Annotated in this window: 14 protein-coding genes; 7 read left to right on the top strand and 7 right to left on the bottom strand. The window is 44.5% G+C overall.

Annotated elements, in window-relative coordinates:
- Positions 1–65 precede the first annotated feature (65 nt).
- Positions 66–395: a met regulon transcriptional regulator MetJ gene (gene metJ, locus CW735_RS17515; protein WP_071980774.1), complete on the top strand. Its 330-nt coding sequence runs from the start codon at positions 66–68 to the stop codon at positions 393–395.
- Between the two features lie 145 nt (positions 396–540).
- Here the strand turns inward: metJ and CW735_RS17510 are convergent, their stop codons facing one another.
- Positions 541–1,776: a malic enzyme-like NAD(P)-binding protein gene (locus CW735_RS17510; RefSeq protein ID WP_071980773.1), complete on the bottom strand. Its 1,236-nt coding sequence runs from the start codon at positions 1,774–1,776 to the stop codon at positions 541–543.
- 515 nt (positions 1,777–2,291) lie between these two features.
- Here CW735_RS17510 and CW735_RS17505 point away from each other — a divergent pair.
- Complete coding sequence (locus CW735_RS17505; protein WP_071980772.1) at positions 2,292–2,606, top strand: hypothetical protein; 315 nt, start codon at positions 2,292–2,294, stop codon at positions 2,604–2,606.
- Between the two features lie 205 nt (positions 2,607–2,811).
- Here the strand turns inward: CW735_RS17505 and rpmE are convergent, their stop codons facing one another.
- Positions 2,812–3,024 carry a 50S ribosomal protein L31 gene (gene rpmE, locus CW735_RS17500; RefSeq protein ID WP_071980771.1) on the bottom strand — a complete coding sequence of 71 codons (213 nt, stop codon included), beginning with the start codon at positions 3,022–3,024 and terminating at the stop codon, positions 2,812–2,814.
- A 285-nt stretch (positions 3,025–3,309) separates the two neighbouring features.
- Here rpmE and priA point away from each other — a divergent pair, with 285 nt between their 5' ends.
- From priA to hslU, 4 genes are all read left to right on the top strand, one after another.
- Entirely contained in the window at positions 3,310–5,502 is a 2,193-nt protein-coding gene (gene priA / locus CW735_RS17495; RefSeq protein WP_100973032.1) for a primosomal protein N', read from the top strand.
- A gap of 142 nt (positions 5,503–5,644) precedes the next feature.
- Positions 5,645–6,223 (top strand): SPOR domain-containing protein, encoded by a 579-nt coding sequence (locus CW735_RS17490; protein ID WP_100973031.1) that lies wholly within the window; start codon positions 5,645–5,647, stop codon positions 6,221–6,223.
- A gap of 146 nt (positions 6,224–6,369) precedes the next feature.
- Positions 6,370–6,894: an ATP-dependent protease subunit HslV gene (gene hslV, locus CW735_RS17485; protein ID WP_071980768.1), complete on the top strand. Its 525-nt coding sequence runs from the start codon at positions 6,370–6,372 to the stop codon at positions 6,892–6,894.
- 116 nt (positions 6,895–7,010) lie between these two features.
- A complete protein-coding gene (gene hslU, locus CW735_RS17480) occupies positions 7,011–8,339 on the top strand; it encodes an HslU--HslV peptidase ATPase subunit (RefSeq protein WP_071980767.1) in 1,329 nt (442 codons plus the stop codon).
- A 119-nt stretch (positions 8,340–8,458) separates the two neighbouring features.
- Here the strand turns inward: hslU and CW735_RS17475 are convergent, their stop codons facing one another.
- From CW735_RS17475 to CW735_RS17455, 5 genes are all read right to left on the bottom strand, one after another.
- The gene (locus CW735_RS17475) at positions 8,459–9,427 is read right to left on the bottom strand and encodes an ATP-grasp domain-containing protein (protein ID WP_100973030.1); all 969 of its coding nucleotides are present in this window, start codon (positions 9,425–9,427) and stop codon (positions 8,459–8,461) included.
- A 147-nt stretch (positions 9,428–9,574) separates the two neighbouring features.
- Positions 9,575–9,784: a hypothetical protein gene (locus tag CW735_RS17470; protein WP_100973029.1), complete on the bottom strand. Its 210-nt coding sequence runs from the start codon at positions 9,782–9,784 to the stop codon at positions 9,575–9,577.
- A 46-nt stretch (positions 9,785–9,830) separates the two neighbouring features.
- Complete coding sequence (locus tag CW735_RS17465; RefSeq protein WP_071980764.1) at positions 9,831–10,142, bottom strand: helix-turn-helix domain-containing protein; 312 nt, start codon at positions 10,140–10,142, stop codon at positions 9,831–9,833.
- On the bottom strand, positions 10,139–12,409 hold the full coding sequence (locus tag CW735_RS17460) for a peptidase domain-containing ABC transporter (RefSeq protein ID WP_232368318.1): 2,271 nt from the start codon (positions 12,407–12,409) through the stop codon (positions 10,139–10,141). The genes CW735_RS17465 and CW735_RS17460 overlap by 4 nt, the downstream gene beginning before the upstream one ends.
- Positions 12,410–12,411: 2 nt before the next feature.
- Positions 12,412–13,665 carry an HlyD family secretion protein gene (locus tag CW735_RS17455; protein ID WP_071980762.1) on the bottom strand — a complete coding sequence of 418 codons (1,254 nt, stop codon included), beginning with the start codon at positions 13,663–13,665 and terminating at the stop codon, positions 12,412–12,414.
- 469 nt (positions 13,666–14,134) lie between these two features.
- Between CW735_RS17455 and CW735_RS17450 the strand changes: the two genes are divergently transcribed.
- A complete protein-coding gene (locus CW735_RS17450; protein ID WP_071980761.1) occupies positions 14,135–15,679 on the top strand; it encodes a hydroxymethylglutaryl-CoA reductase in 1,545 nt (514 codons plus the stop codon).
- The last annotated feature ends 67 nt before the right edge of the window (positions 15,680–15,746 follow it).

Genomic DNA, 15,746 nt, shown 5'->3' with positions numbered 1-15,746 from the left:
CCTTTTCGTGAACTTGTTTAGAATTTCACGTTATAACACAACTAAAATAAAACCGAGTTAGTACAATGGCAGAATGGAATGGTAAGTATATACACCCCTACGCAGAGCACGGTAAAAAAAGCGAACAGGTAAAAAAAGTCACTGTTTCTATACCCATTAATGTGTTGAAAGCGTTAACGGATGAACGTACCCGTCGTCAAATTAATAATTTGCGGCACGCCACTAACTCAGAATTACTCTGCGAAGCGTTTTTACACGCGTTTACAGGTCAACCGCTCCCCAACGATGATGACCTTCGAAAAGATAACGCTAATAGAGTACCTGCCGAAGCTAGAAGAATTATGGAAGAAATGGGCATTGATCCTAGCTTTGAAAATGAGCCCACCGAAGAGTAATTTTCAACACTTTTCACACGTAATAAAAAACGTCGCCCTGTTTTAAAGTAATACCTGTAAAGTAATATCCAGGGACACATCAAACGGTATAACTTCACAACGGGGCGGCGTTATCATCGAGAGTATTTAATAAATTTACTCTCGGTTATTCTTCTGATGGTTTCGAAATTCCCGCAACACCAGATTCAATAGCTGCTTTTGCTACTGCACTGGCTATGCGATCGCAAAGTCGAGGGTCCATAGGCTTAGGAATGATATAATCTTTGCCAAAGCTAAGGTTTTTGCTGTTGCTTGCTGCTAGTACTTCAGGCGGAACTTCTTCTTTTGTAATGGCGCGAATTGCTTCTACAGCAGCCACTTTCATTTCGTCGTTTATTGCGCTTGCTCTCACATCTAATGCTCCGCGAAAAATAAACGGAAAGCACAGTACGTTGTTAACTTGATTTGGGTAATCGGAACGGCCAGTTGCCATGATTAAATCATCACGTACTTCATGAGCAAGATCGGGTCTGATTTCTGGATCCGGGTTCGAGCAAGCGAACACAATAGGGTTATCAGCCATTAGCGCTAGAGTTTCCGGAGGTAAAAGATCAGGGCCAGACACGCCTACAAAAATATCTGCTCCGCGCATTACATCTTCTAAGGTACGTTTGTCTGTATTGTTGGCAAACAATGATTTGTGTTCGGTTAAGTCATCGCGGCGGGTATGAATTACCCCCTTTCTATCAAGCATGTAAATACGCTCACGCTGAGCACCGCACTTTATCAATAGTTCCATACATGCTACTGCTGCGGCGCCAGCGCCAAGGCACACAATTTTTGCATTTTCGATATTTTTTCCCTGAATCTCTAATGCGTTTAGCATACCCGCAGCCGTCACTATTGCTGTGCCGTGTTGGTCGTCATGAAACACGGGAATTTTGCATCGCTTAATAAGCTCTTGCTCTATTTCAAAGCATTCAGGGGCTTTTATATCTTCTAAGTTTATACCGCCGAATGTATCTGCAATATTGGCGACAGTATTAATGAACTCTTCAGTAGTGCGGTGCTTTACCTCTATATCAATAGCGTCAATACCGGCAAAGCGCTTGAACAGCAAAGCTTTACCTTCCATCACTGGCTTTGATGCTAATGGGCCAAGATTACCTAAACCCAATATGGCAGTACCGTTACTAATTACCGCTACCATGTTACCTTTTGCCGTATATTTATAGGCGTTATCTGGGTCTTCCGCTATCTCTCTTACCGGCTCTGCGACACCAGGACTGTAGGCAAGGGCTAAGTCATCAACACTATCTGCTGGCGTTGATAGTTCTACCCGTATTTTCCCTGGAGTTGGTTTAGCGTGATAATCGAGCGCGCGTTGTCTAAAATCTGACATGTGAAATGGTTTCCTTGAGTGTAGGGTTTTTGGTGTCGCAGCCTAGTTTGAGGTTAGCGACAATGTAACCATATTTTTAATTTACGTTAGCCAATGTCATCGCCGAACAGCTTTATGTTTTTAGTATTATCTGTTCGCCGGAATTAGGTCATGCCCTGGATAACAACTGCCCGTGTTGGTGTAAACGGAGCAAGTATCATTTACCCTAACACAGGCAATAACGGTGTACATATCTGATCAGAATTTCCACCGGTGATTTCATGTGTTTCTATATTATAAATGTAGGTGACTACAACTTGTTAGACCAGTAAGTAAACACTATATTTGTCATTCATAATTTTTATGCCGGACCTGATTTCCATATGATTTTACTATTTTAATTTTGCCGCTGTGCAAAAATCTAAATAACAGAAATCTAAATAACAGAAATCTCGTCAACAAACAGTTAAGGCAATTATCTATGCGGATTAATGGTATAAGCTAGGCACCAGGTGCGCAATAAGAGGAGAAGTAGAGTGACTGAGCGCAAATTAATCAACGAACTCACTAATGTTTGCGAAGCCTTCAAAACCCAGGGCAATGGGTTTATATGGCTCACTCACCAAGGACATTGGCGTTCGCCGGATGTTGTAGCTGTTTTCACCACTGAGCGTCAGCGCAATAATGCATTGTCGGATGGCTGGGATGAGGCGTTTATTACGCAAGTAACCATAGCCTTAGAGAGCATAAAATCTACACCCAATTCAATACGATTTGATAGTGAGGAAGCATGCGATAAACAAAGCCAAGGAGATTGGGAAAAGCACCTATCAAAACCCTTGTACCATTAGGACAAAACGACTCAGTATTTCTCTTTTTGTTTGATTGATACGTGCATATAGTTCTTGTGCTCAGCCTCAAATACTAGAAACGTTTGGGGTGAGTTCAGGTGTAAGTCGTTGAGAAGAAAGTATTAAGCGCTTTGAGATAAACAAAAGACAATAAAAAAGCGCCCAAAGGCGCTTTTCTTGTTCGTCACGTTCAAACGTGTTGAACTTACTTCTTGCTAAGTGCACCAAAACGCTTCTTGAAGCGATCAACACGGCCACCAGTATCAACGTTACGTTGCTTACCAGTGTAGAAAGGGTGACAAGAAGAACATACGTCTAGGTTAATATCTTTACCCATTGTAGAACGAACATTCATTACGTTACCGCAAGAACATGTTGCTTTAATTTCAGCGTATTCTGGGTGGATACCTTGTTTCATGGGATTACCTCATCATAAGGCCGTATCGCTATTCAGCCCGAAGCTAAACACCATACGTAACTTAATATTCAAATGACAGGCAGTAAATTTACAGCCCATCGCAAAAGAGCGCCGGATAATAAAGGAAGCCGAGGCTTGGATCAAGGTCTTTGTGCTGGATAAGTGAGCAAAAGCACAATGGCTTTATTATCAACGTGATTATTGTGTTTAAATACCAACACTTGGCACTTTCCTTTTTTGCTAATATTCAGCTTTTCACATTTGACGACGGAGACCTGCTCTAAAATGGCTTACCTATCTGTTGCAGTACCAGTACCGCTGCGACAATTATTTACCTATACCCATTCTACTCCACTAGAAGCAGGAGTAAGGGTGCAGGTGCCATTTGGTCCGCGAAAACTGGTGGGCGTGGTTATTGATGTAATAGATGAAGATAGCCACGAGATAGAAAACGTCAAAAAGTTAAAATCAGTAGAAGCGGTCATTGACGAGTATCCCATCGTCGATGCAGTTCTACTCAAAATGGCACAATGGTTGTGGCAATACTACCATCATGCGCCGGGCGAAGTGCTGCACGCTATGTTGCCGGTGCTATTAAGGAAGGGAGAAAAAGCTCAGCTAGTTCCTGAAGAAAGAGTAAGGCTCACGCCTGTTGGCGAGCAATCACAATCAAATACATTATCCAGAGCACCCAAGCAAAAAGCCTTTTTTGAGGCATTGCAAACATCGAGTTTGTCGGCCCAGCAAAGCAGAAAGTTATATGGCGCACCGGCAGTTAAGGCCGTTATCGATAAATCGCTGGCGGAAATAGTTGAAGTTGTACCTGAACTAATACCAAAGGGCTGGCTATCAACAATGAAGGTAGCGCAAAAGCCCACGCCAGATACAGAGCAATCTGTCGCCATAGCGGCGCTTAATCGCCAGCAAGGTAACTTTGCAATAAGTCTGCTAGAAGGCGTAACGGGCAGTGGAAAAACAGAAGTCTATTTACAAGCGATAGAGCCACTATTGGCCGCGGGTAAGCAAATTCTCATTTTGGTACCAGAAATTGGGCTCACTCCGCAAACTGTATCTCGATTTGAAAAGCGCTTTAATATTGATGTAGGCGTTCTACATTCCCAGCTTTCCGATAAGGCGCGCCTGCGAGTATGGCAACGCGCCAGAGCCGGAGAGCTGGGCATAATTATTGGCACGCGCTCTGCTATTTTTACGCCGCTCAAAACGCCCGGTATGATAATTGTTGATGAAGAGCATGATGAATCGTTCAAACAACAAGATGGTCTTCGTTATCACGCGAGAGATCTCGCGGCGATGCGGGCAAAACAGCACAGTATTCCTTTGCTGTTAGGCAGTGCTACTCCTGCGTTAGAGAGCTTGAATAATGCCCTTAGTGGGCGCTATGCGCACTTGCATTTAACGCGCAGAGCGGGTGGAGCCCAGCATACGCAGCTTCATGTACTTGATGCTAGAGAGCAGCCCCTACACTACGGTATATCGCAAGCGTTACTCACCATAATGCGACAGCATATTAATGCTGGAAATCAAGTGCTGGTATTTGTAAATAGAAGGGGGTACGCGCCTGCCTTACTGTGTCACCACTGCGGAGAGACAGTAATGTGTAAGCGGTGCGATAGACCTTACACAGTGCACAAGTCGCAAAATCGCCTGCAGTGTCATCACTGCGCAGGCACCCGAGTTATGCCGCGGCAGTGTGAGGCATGCCACAGCTCAACCCTTGTTACAGCAGGTACGGGTACTGAACAAGTAGAAGACGGGTTAATGTCTTTATTTCCCGACGCTAAACAAGTGCGTATAGACAGTGACACGGTGCGCGGTAAAGATAAGCTGCACAGCACGCTAGATGCAATTAATCGTCAAGAGTACCAGCTGCTTGTCGGCACTCAAATATTATCCAAAGGACACCATTTTCCTCACGTCACCTTAGTAGCAGTACTCGATTGCGACGGGGCATTATTTAGTGCCGACTTTAGAGCCCCAGAAAAACTCGCACAACTTGTTACACAGCTGGCAGGGCGGGCAGGGCGTGCGGCTAAACCAGGTGAAATGTGGTTACAAACTCACAATCCTCACCATCCCTTATTGCAGGATTTAGTGAATAATGGGTACGGACATTTTGCCCGACATGCATTAACAGAGAGAAAGGCAGCAAGGCTCCCTCCTTACATCAGTCAGTTTGTAGTGCGTTGCGAGTCGATAGACAGCGCGCAGGCTTTCTCGTTTTTGCAGGGGTGTCGTGGCGTCTTTACTTCGTACAGTAACGAGCTTGAAATGAATGGTCCTTTCCCTTCGTTAATAGAAAAACGACAGGGACGCTTCCGTTTTATGTTGATATGTAGTCATCAAAAACGCGCCCCATTACACGAGGCCCTGCGTCAATCACTTCCTTTTCTACAATCACTCAATCAGGCCTCGAAAGTAAGATGGTCGGTAGATATCGACCCCACAGATTTCAGTTAGCTTGTTGCTAAGCAATACGTTAAAATTCTAGCGGTCAAAGTTTAATAACAAAGTAGTGCACAAACAGTTCTGCTGCCTCTACTATTGCCTTACGAAATTATTTCCTAACAAACACCGATAACAAGCAGGAATATCGCCGACTATGGCTCAACGTGATTATGTGTCCCGCGGACGCTCTCAAAAAAAGAAAAAAGCCCCAAACAATGCTAATAAGCGAGCGAGTAGCAGACAAGTGAGTTCGCCAACCATGCACAAGCTCCCCATATTCAAAATAGCAATTATTGTTGCGCTGGTGGCAGGCTTCGGGGTGTTTTTGTGGTCGATCAAAGACAATGTTGAGGGGGATGTAGATGTGCAGTCTTCAAGGGCAGTAGCACCGACAGAAGAAGCATTGCCAGAGTTACCAGAGGAAGAGTGGGAATACATTAAAACGCTACCGGGTTACGAGGTAGAAGTTGACGTTCAAGCCCAAGAAAAATCTGACAAGCGTTATCTTATGCAATGTGCGTCTTTTAGAACCCGTGCCCAAGCGGAAGAAATGAAAGCGAAAATAGCCTTTCAAGGATTAGAAGCGTTAATTCGCCAGAGTTCGGGAAGTAACGGCGAATGGTTTCGCGTTATTCTTGGGCCTTTTGAGTCTAAGCGCGACGCGGAAAAAGCAAAGCATAGCCTGCGCAAAGTCAACATTGCTACATGTCAGATTTGGTATTGGAATTTGTAAGTTCTCCTTACGATAAACACAGCGCCGTAAGCGAAAGCCCTTGAAAATATAAACCGCTCCCCCACTTATGGTTTATAGACTAGATAAGTGACCGCCGTGAATTCATATGCTCACGGCGGATACACCCAGCTAAACGGGGAAAAAACGTGACAACGATTGTATCTGTACGACGTGGAAATCAGGTGGTGATGGCTGGTGACGGTCAAGTATCGCTGGGAAATACGGTAATGAAAGGCAATGCGCGCAAGGTGCGTCGTCTTTACCACGATAAAATACTCGCAGGCTTCGCAGGTGGCACAGCCGATGCGTTTACACTATTTGAACGCTTTGAGTCCAAGCTTGAAGCCCACCAAGGCCACTTAACCAAAGCTGCTGTTGAGCTTGCAAAAGACTGGCGTACCGACAGAGCGCTGAGAAAACTCGAAGCCCTTTTAGCGGTGGCTGACGAGACCGCTTCATTCATCATCACGGGGAATGGAGACGTAGTACAGCCAGAAAACGACCTTATCGCGATAGGTTCTGGTGGCAATTACGCACAAGCTGCGGCCACTGCTATGCTGGAAAATACTGAGCTAACGGCAAAAGAAATTGCTGAGAAATCACTCACTATTGCTGGCGATATTTGTGTATTTACGAACCATAGCCAAACGGTAGATGTATTAGATTACTAATGAATGAAGCGACGGGGCGGTAGCAAAAGGTTACTTACGCCCTTGTACTGCGCAGACCGGTAGTTCGGTGTATTCATTACGCGCAGTCCGAGTATCAAAGAAATAAGGGTTTATTCATGTCTGAAATGACACCAAGAGAAATTGTTCACGAGTTAGACCGCCATATTATTGGCCAGCAAGACGCAAAACGGGCTGTGTCTATCGCGCTTAGAAATCGCTGGCGCAGAATGCAGTTAGAGCCTGAATTGCGTCAAGAGGTAACGCCAAAAAACATTCTTATGATTGGTCCAACAGGCGTAGGTAAAACTGAAATTGCTCGACGTCTAGCCAAGCTTGCTAATGCGCCTTTTATCAAGGTAGAGGCGACAAAGTTTACCGAAGTTGGTTATGTGGGCAAAGAAGTAGAAACAATTATTCGTGATCTAGCGGACATCGCCGTTAAGATGACAAAAGAAAATGAAATGAAGAAAGTGAAGTTCCGTGCTGAAGAAGCAGCGGAAGATCGCATTCTTGACGCTTTACTTCCTCCGCCTGAAGATGCGTGGGGAAACAAGGAAGAAGTAGAGGATAGAGGAACCCGTCAGGCGTTTCGCAAAAAGCTTCGTCAGGGCGAATTAGACGATAAAGAGATTGAGATTGACGTTGCGCTCCCCCAAGTGGGTGTTGAGATTATGGCTCCTCCGGGTATGGAAGAGATGACAAACCAGCTGCAGGGAATGTTTCAAAATCTGTCTGGTTCGCAAAAGAAAAAGAAGAAGCTGAAAATTAAAGATGCTTTCAAAATGCTGATTGAGGAAGAAGCGGCCCGCCTTGTTAATCAAGAAGACTTAAAAGAAAAAGCCATTGAGTCAGTTGAGCAGCACGGCATTGTGTTTGTAGATGAGATTGACAAAATTTGTAAGCGCGAAGGCAATAACTCTGGCGATGTTTCCCGCGAGGGCGTACAGCGAGATTTACTTCCTTTGGTTGAGGGCTCTACGGTATCGACGAAACACGGTATGGTTAAAACAGACCATATTTTGTTTATTGCCTCAGGCGCTTTTCAAATGAGCAAGCCATCGGATCTCATTCCTGAGTTGCAGGGCCGTTTGCCTATTCGCGTTGAGCTATCGGCGCTCAAAGTCGGCGACTTTAAACGCATCCTTACCGAGCCTAATGCCTCTTTAACGCAACAATACATTGCGCTAATGCAGACTGAAGGAGTGAACGTGACCTTCGACGACTCTGGTATTCAGCGCATAGCTGAAGCGGCATGGCAGGTGAATGAGACCACAGAAAACATCGGCGCCCGTAGGCTTCATACTGTGCTCGAGCGTTTAATGGAAGATATTTCATTTGATGCCTCTGAAAAAAGCGGTGAATCATTTGTCATCGACGCTGATTATGTAAATAGTCACTTAGAAACATTGGTTGATAACGAAGATCTCTCGCGTTTTATTCTATAGTCGAGTTCACGCCATCAGCCATAAAAAGCCCAGCAAACCGCTGGGTTTTTTGTTCTCAGCACTGTTAAAACCAGAGGCCTTTCAAGTAAGAAGGGCTTTAAAGTAAGGAGAACTACCTCTTAATTTTGCAGTAGACTAATAAGTCTGCCGGTAATATCTAACCCCGTATCCCGTTCAACCTTTAGGAAAAAAGGGCTGGGGTTGGCTTCCAAGAAATAATATGTGTTTTTATCCGTTTTTCGCCAATCTATAGCGCACCAATGCATACCTAATGCGGCGCAGATTCGAATTGCCAGGCGTTTAACGTCTTGAGGGATAATGGTAATTACCGGCGTTGCATCTATATCATTTCTATAATCAAGTTCTACGCTGTTAATAAGTACGCTCACCACTTCCTTTCCAAGTACGTAACTGCGAATATTTGTGCCACTTATATACTTTTGAAATGTCACAGGGCGCTGTGAGAGTAACGTGGTGAGCAGGGGTCGTAAATGCTCCGTTTTATTGACATATTGCGCTACTTTTCCACCTCTAACCGGTTTATACACCACTTCAGGCATGTTGCTACAAAATTGCGCCGCCGCTTCAGGTGCATTTCCAACGAAAGAATAGGGAATATTTGCTCCCTGTTGAGACGCAACGCTTAGTTGCATGGGCTTGCACTGATGGGAGCGCACAGCATCAATAGAATTTACCCATTTAGTGGCGCCATAGGTGAACCAGCATAGCAGTGTGCTCGATAACTCTTGCTCTATCCACATGCGCTGAGATACGGACGTTTGACTGCTTGTTACCGACTCTGCTTTTGAAGATGGATTTACTTGCCGAGGAGCAGCCGTATTAGTGGGAATATATTGATGCCAGTACACAGACTTTATATCTGAAAACATTACCCTTGTGGGAAGCCTTTGTTGAGACGGCGGAAAATGCAAAAAGCCTTCATTAGAGTCTGGATCGAAACTTATAGTCCATCCACTGCCAAAATGAGCGGTATTGGCAACAAAAGCGGTAACATTGGTACTTTCCAATGCGCTGACCATGTGAACCATTTGTGGGTCGTATTCATTGCCTATCAGTCCTACATACATGCGGTATCCCTTTTACATGAGTGGGTTATATGGTTTGTGTCTAGGGTTTCGCACAAGTCGCTTTTTTAACACGCTTATTGCAAGCTACGACAAGATCGAAATAATTGAGCACTAGGGACATTATGCCCCTAGTGCTAGCGCACCCGCCTAAGCCAAAATATCTGGCAAGGTACCGCCACCTTCGCCTATTGCCATAGTGATATAAATCGGCTCTTTTGGTGTAGGACTTCCTGTAATGGGTGCTCCCGGTATGGGCCTAGAAGACAGGCTTTCTTTAATGGTTTGTAAGCTATTGCCGCCCGAGACTGCAAATAGCTGATTTTCGGCTAACGTTACTGCTTGTTGTTGGTCTTTCATTGATTACGCTCCTTGTATTAGCGTGGGTTAAAATGAGGTTATAGCGCTAATGCGATACATCCTCTCGGTAAAGCGTTCTAAAGCAGCCGGCGATTAATGCAGTCCGGCTGGTGATATTGAGTTTTCTGTAAATATTGGCACAGTGAAATTTCACCGTACGCTCGCTAATAAACAGTTCATCTGCGATGGATTTGTTGGAGCATCCACCCATTATTTTATGTACCACCTGCATCTCTCTTTTAGATAAGCACTTTATAGGTATCAAAGTTCCACTTGATGTAATTCCCTGAGCTTCCACTTGCATGCGCTCCGACTCTGTCATAAGTGCGTTATTTTCTCTCACTTCGTGTGTTTTCATTGGTCTTCTCCATAGGTTTTTTGGGTGGCTTCCTTTTCCATAATTGAGGGAGAGAAAACCTGTAAGGATTGATTTGATAGGTGGTAAACCGTATCCGCAATGGCAATAGTTTGCGGTCGATGTGCCACCATAATTCGAGTGATATTGAGTGTCTTAAGATGCTGGTTTATCTTTTCTTCGTTAGCCATATCGAGATGACTACTGGCTTCATCTAAAAATAAAATATCGGGGCTTTGGTACAGCGCTCGGGCGAGCAATAGCCGCTGTTTTTGACCGCCACTTAAACTACTGCCCATATCGCCAACCAGAGAATGGTATTGCATTGGCATAGCGACAATTTCGTCATGAAGACAGGCTAAATGAGCGGCGCGAACGACCTTCTCTAAGTTGGGAGTCTCTGAAAAACAACTAATATTGTCGGCAATGGTGCCGTTCAAGCAGGTGTCTTCTTGTAAAACAGAGGCCACTTTACAAGCATTACGACGGCTTGATGAGTTATGACGTTGAACCTTGCCCTCTTGAGGCATGTACAGCCCCATAAGGCATTTCAAAAGCGTGCTCTTTCCGCTGCCGCTTGCACCTGTAATAGCAATAATATCGCCATGGTTTACCTGTAAATCAATACCGCTGAATACAGGTTCACTGGCCTCGCTATATCGATAGCTTATGTTGTTTGCACACAGCGCTATGGCAACTGCTTTAGGAGACTTCACACCATCGAGTTCGTTTGCTTCACAAAGCCCGCTTTCAGGTTTTTGTGAGCCAGCGTTTGTGTCTGAAGATAGCGTATTTGCTAACCCAGCTTGTGAATTTAGAGCTGGATAGGCTTGAGGGTTTTCAGTGTCGAAGGTAGGCGAAGCCAGCACAATATCGCTTAGCCGAGTAAAATGAACGCTCAGCATTTTGTATTCAATAACGTTATTGACTACTCCGTCAATGGCGCTGGAAAAGCGGTTTTTGTATGCAATAAACGCTAATAACATGCCTATTGTCATGGTGCTGTCCATGACTAAGTTAGCGCCCACATAAATAACAGCTAAATTTTCTAAACCAAACATAGCTTTATTAACGGCGTCGTTACCTATATTGACTTTGCCTAAGCTAATGTCTTTATTCAAAACGGCAACCAGCTTATTTTGCCAATGGCTCTGACGCTGTACTTCTTGATGGTAAACCCGAATGGGCAACATACCGCGGATGCTCTCAATAAAGTGGCTCTGCTCAGAAGCAGCTAAACCAATTTTCTCGGTTGTTAGGCGTTTCATAAAAGACAGTACGCCTAAGCGCAGCGCTACATACAGCGTCATTACGGTGACAACAATCAAGGTAAGTTTTAGAGAGTACACTGTCATTACAAAAAGCGTGATAATGGCGAATAAACCATCGAGCAGTGCGGTCACCACTCCCGTCGTTAAAAACTCGCGAATATGGCTGAGCGAATTAAAGCGAGAGACAATATCGCCTACATGGCGTTTGGCGAAATAGTCTAGGGGCAGCGAAAGTAAGTGCTTAAATACCGAAGCAGAAAGTTGCAGCTGTAGCCGCGTAGAGACCGAAAGCACTAGCAGTTTACGCAAAACAGCGGTAAATATCTCAATAACCAATAAGAGTGCAAAGCCAAGCGCCAATACATCTAAAAGGGCATTGTTGTTGTAAATTAGTACATCATCTACCACAGTTTGCATGTAGTAGGGGCTTACTAATACAAAAAGTTGCAACACTATTGATAACGCAATGAGCACCAGAAGATTTCGTTTAAAGCCAACGGCATTGGAGAAAAAATCGTTTAGTGAAATAGTTGGCGTGCTCTTTTTAGGCGTAAATTCATTTGCAGGCAGTACCTCAAGTGCAATACCTGTTATGCAACGCGATGCCTCATCAAGAGTAAGGATACGTTCGCCCAGCGCAGGATCGTTTATGGTTACCTTTTTATGGGTTACTTGAGTTAACACCACAAAATGCTTCATGTCCCAATGTAAAATGGCTGGGCACGTTAGCTGGCGTAAATGAGCAAGTTCAATTTTTAATGCTCTACAGTGTAGGCCTACACGCTTGCCAATGTTCATAATATCCTGCAGCGTGCAGCCGCGAAGTGAGACTGAAAAGCTTTGTCTCATTGCGTTTAAGTCTCGCTTGTCACCGTAAAACTGCGCAATCATATTCACACACGCCAGACCACATTCCGCCGCTTCGCTCTGCAATATCAGGGGCACTCTGCGTTTTGGTAGAAAAGATAAGTTTAATGGTGTTGTAGTTTGGTCAAACACAGTTATAGCCTCCCTGACAAGCTATACAGGGGTTCTAAAAACCACTCTAACAAGGTGCGTTGGCTAAGCTGGATGTCAGCAGAAAACGTCATGCCAGATTTCAACTCAATCTGCTTGCCATATGCCATTAGCGTATTATTTATTACGTCCGCGGTAACGAGGTATGCCGGTTCCGAGCTGCCTACAGGTGCGCTGTGCAGTTCCCCAGGTAAAATCAACGTCTTCGAAATATTGCGTATCTGGCCTGGCTGCACGCCAAATTTCTGATAAGGAAAGGCATCGTATCGAATGTGCAGCCGTTGACCCTCATCAATAAATCCAGCTGAATGCACGGGCACAAGCATATGAGCTTGCATAGCTGAAGACTGAGGTACAAGGGTGGCCAGTAGATGGTTACTGTTGATATCGTAACCTGGCTTGATATGTAAACCAGATATTATTCCTGCTTTTGGGGCGTAAATAATTTGTTCGCTTTCGCTGGTATGAGCCAAAATTTGTTGGTTCAAATCGCTTAGGGTGTTCTGATATTTAGCCAGCTCGTTTTGCTGCCGGTTTGGCAATGAAGTGCGTTCACGAATGAGCGACGAGATTTTATTTTCAGCTGCGCTGAGATTTTGTTCGGAGAGTTTTAGGTTTTGCTCGCTACCAAGTACCTTTATTTGCTGCTCTTGAATAGTAACTTGGCTAACGTATCCCTTGCGATAAAGCGCATGTGCTTTTTCAAACTGGGCTTGCGTTACCTCGTGTTGATGAGTGGCTATGTCGACCAGTGCTTCTAATTCACGCAGTTCTTCTGATAGCTGTTCAATTGAGGTATTGAGGTCAGCTAGTCCAGCTTTATGCAGTGCCCCCAGCCTCTCCACAATACCCTGAGTGCGGTGTTGTTTTTCCTTGAGCTCGCGCAGTAAGATTTCACTCACCTGGTTTCCAGATGCATTTTTACCGCTGTAATTCACTTTAATTAACGCATCGCCGCGCTTTACATATTGTCCTTCAGCAACAAGCACCTGAGATACTCTGCCGTTTCTTGCGCCTGCGTAAAGCTTAAATACGCCACCCTGTGGCTCTATCCATCCATGGACCGAGGCTTTTCTGGCATAGCTTCCGTGCATTAAAAATAGACTAGCCGCGACTAACCAGCATACTAATATGGCAGTAATCATCATGTAGGCAGGTTTTGGAGTCATTAATAAGCGCCCACCAATAGAGGTAGATTGCTGATTGATGGCTTCCTGTCGGAATAATCCCTTTCTCATTACTTTTCCTTGTATACCTTTTGTTGCTTAATCTGCGTTTTTTAGCATCTCGGTTTATTCATAGCTGTTTATCTATAATGATATTGCTAATTAAAGGTATCTGGCTGTCTCTTCCCTGCAGACATATTCTCCGTGGCATCACAATCCTTAACGCCTCCCTTATTGCTGCCAGATACCTCAATGTCGTCCTGTTCTCGACGACATATTCACAATAGGTTAGCAATGGGAAAAATGGTCGTGAACTCAAGCCCGAGGCTTTGCAGGTCAGTAGAAATGGGGGGATGGCTCAAAATTAAAAACAATGGCTCAAAAATAGAAGATGAAATATTCACAAAGCGATAAAGATTGACCTACATTAAATAACAAGTAGTCATAGATCTGTATAAAGAATGTGCTATAAAAAACAATAAGTCGTTTGGCTTATCTCCTAAAAAGAAATAAAAAATGCATACGCTATTAAGGAAGTCTCATGTTTGTGCCCAGCATATTATTAAAACAACTCTACACCCGCGCTAGCCTTTCTAAGACCAATAAGGGTTTGTCGTTCTCGTTAAAAAACCGTTTGAAAGACGCCACAATTGAAAAGCTTCATTGGATATCTTTAGATGGTGAAAAAATTCCAGAAGACAAGATTACTGTGCAGCTTACTCATGACTCCTCGTTGTCCGCTGCAGAACTTAACGAATCAGACGGCAAGCCTTTTGCCCTTAGACAAACCATCACGTTGCATTTAGATATTGATAAAGACGCCTGCCCTGAAAAAAGAAAGCTAGGAATATGCTTTTCGGCGTCGCCATTTGGGAAGTTAAAATTTGAAGTAGAGGATAATATTACTCTGGCCGGCGAGCGAAGCGCACATATTCCTCGCGATGACTTAGATGATTATGGTGAGTCTATTATAAAAACTCGCCAAGAATATTTTGAAAGCGCCACCGGCAAAAAAGTCAATCACGTAGGCCAATACTCCATAAATCCTAATGACTTACAGGGAAATATTGAGCATTTTATTGGCGTAGCCCAAGTGCCTATTGGTATCGCAGGGCCGGTAAAAATCAACGGCGAGCATGCTAAAGGGGAGTTTGTTGTTCCGCTAGCTACAACAGAAGGCACTTTAGTGGCATCGTACAATCGTGGTATGAAGCTGCTTAATATGAGCGGTGGTGTAACAGCTACAGTAGTAGATGATGCTATGCAGCGAGCGCCAGTATTTATATTCGAAAACGCACGAGGCGCACGTGACTTCGTAAAGTGGGTACAAGAGAATATTGACAAAATACGCGAAGAGGCTGAGGCCACGTCTAGTATTGCCAAGCTCACCTATATCGATCATTTCCTATCAAATAAATTCGCATTCCTGCGTTTTAATTATAAAACAGGTGATGCGGCGGGTCAGAATATGGTTGGTAGAGCAACCTTTGCCGCTTGCGGGTGGATCTTAGATCACTACGAAGGCATAGAGAACTTCTACCTCGAATCTAACTTCGCGACGGATAAAAAAGCGTCACAAATTAATATTATGCGCACACGAGGCAAGCGAGTAACCGCTGAGGCGACGATAAAGCGTGAGCATTTGTTAGAGGTAATGCGCGTTGACCCTAAACAAATTGATTACCACGGCCGAGTGGCTGGTGTGGGCTCGTTCTTGTCTGGTGTGAACAACACTGGCTTGCATTCACCAAACGGTATTACCGCTATGTTTATCGCCACAGGTCAAGATGTGGCAAATGTCTCTGAATCATCAGCCGCTATTATGTACTCAGAACTAACAGAAGAGGGCGACCTGTATGTTTCTATCACCATACCGTCGTTGATTGTGGCAACCTATGGCGGTGGTACAGGTATTGGTACTCAAAGAGAATGTTTAGAATTGCTCGATTGCTACGGCCGAGACCGCGTATATAAGTTTGCAGAAATCGTAGCTTCAGTGGTACTGGCAGGTGAAATATCCTTGGCCTCAGCCATTAGCTCTTCAGATTGGGTGTCGTCTCACGAACAGTACGGGCGCAATCGCTAAGCATACATATTTTCGCTAGCCGCTCTTTCATTTCGGGGAAAGAGCGGTGAAAGTGAGCTGCCAAAAA

The sequence above is a fragment of the Alteromonas sp. MB-3u-76 genome (genome assembly GCF_002831605.1).
In the GTDB taxonomy this organism is placed as follows: domain Bacteria; phylum Pseudomonadota; class Gammaproteobacteria; order Enterobacterales; family Alteromonadaceae; genus Alteromonas; species Alteromonas hispanica.
Note: the sequence above shows the minus strand (reverse complement) of the source record. Positions and strands in the feature narration are given on the sequence as shown.

Excerpts from the sequence above, each read along its gene's own strand:
- CW735_RS17465 (WP_071980764.1), bottom strand. The coding sequence starts at position 10,142 with ATGAAAACACACGAAGTGAGAGAAAATAACGCACTTATGACAGAGTCG.
- priA (WP_100973032.1), top strand. The coding sequence starts at position 3,310 with ATGGCTTACCTATCTGTTGCAGTACCAGTACCGCTGCGACAATTATTT.
- CW735_RS17455 (WP_071980762.1), bottom strand. The coding sequence starts at position 13,665 with ATGAGAAAGGGATTATTCCGACAGGAAGCCATCAATCAGCAATCTACC.
- CW735_RS17490 (WP_100973031.1), top strand. The coding sequence starts at position 5,645 with ATGGCTCAACGTGATTATGTGTCCCGCGGACGCTCTCAAAAAAAGAAA.
- CW735_RS17475 (WP_100973030.1), bottom strand. The coding sequence starts at position 9,427 with ATGTATGTAGGACTGATAGGCAATGAATACGACCCACAAATGGTTCAC.
- hslU (WP_071980767.1), top strand. The coding sequence starts at position 7,011 with ATGTCTGAAATGACACCAAGAGAAATTGTTCACGAGTTAGACCGCCAT.
- metJ (WP_071980774.1), top strand. The coding sequence starts at position 66 with ATGGCAGAATGGAATGGTAAGTATATACACCCCTACGCAGAGCACGGT.
- CW735_RS17450 (WP_071980761.1), top strand. The coding sequence starts at position 14,135 with ATGTTTGTGCCCAGCATATTATTAAAACAACTCTACACCCGCGCTAGC.
- CW735_RS17470 (WP_100973029.1), bottom strand. The coding sequence starts at position 9,784 with ATGAAAGACCAACAACAAGCAGTAACGTTAGCCGAAAATCAGCTATTT.
- rpmE (WP_071980771.1), bottom strand. The coding sequence starts at position 3,024 with ATGAAACAAGGTATCCACCCAGAATACGCTGAAATTAAAGCAACATGT.
- CW735_RS17510 (WP_071980773.1), bottom strand. The coding sequence starts at position 1,776 with ATGTCAGATTTTAGACAACGCGCGCTCGATTATCACGCTAAACCAACT.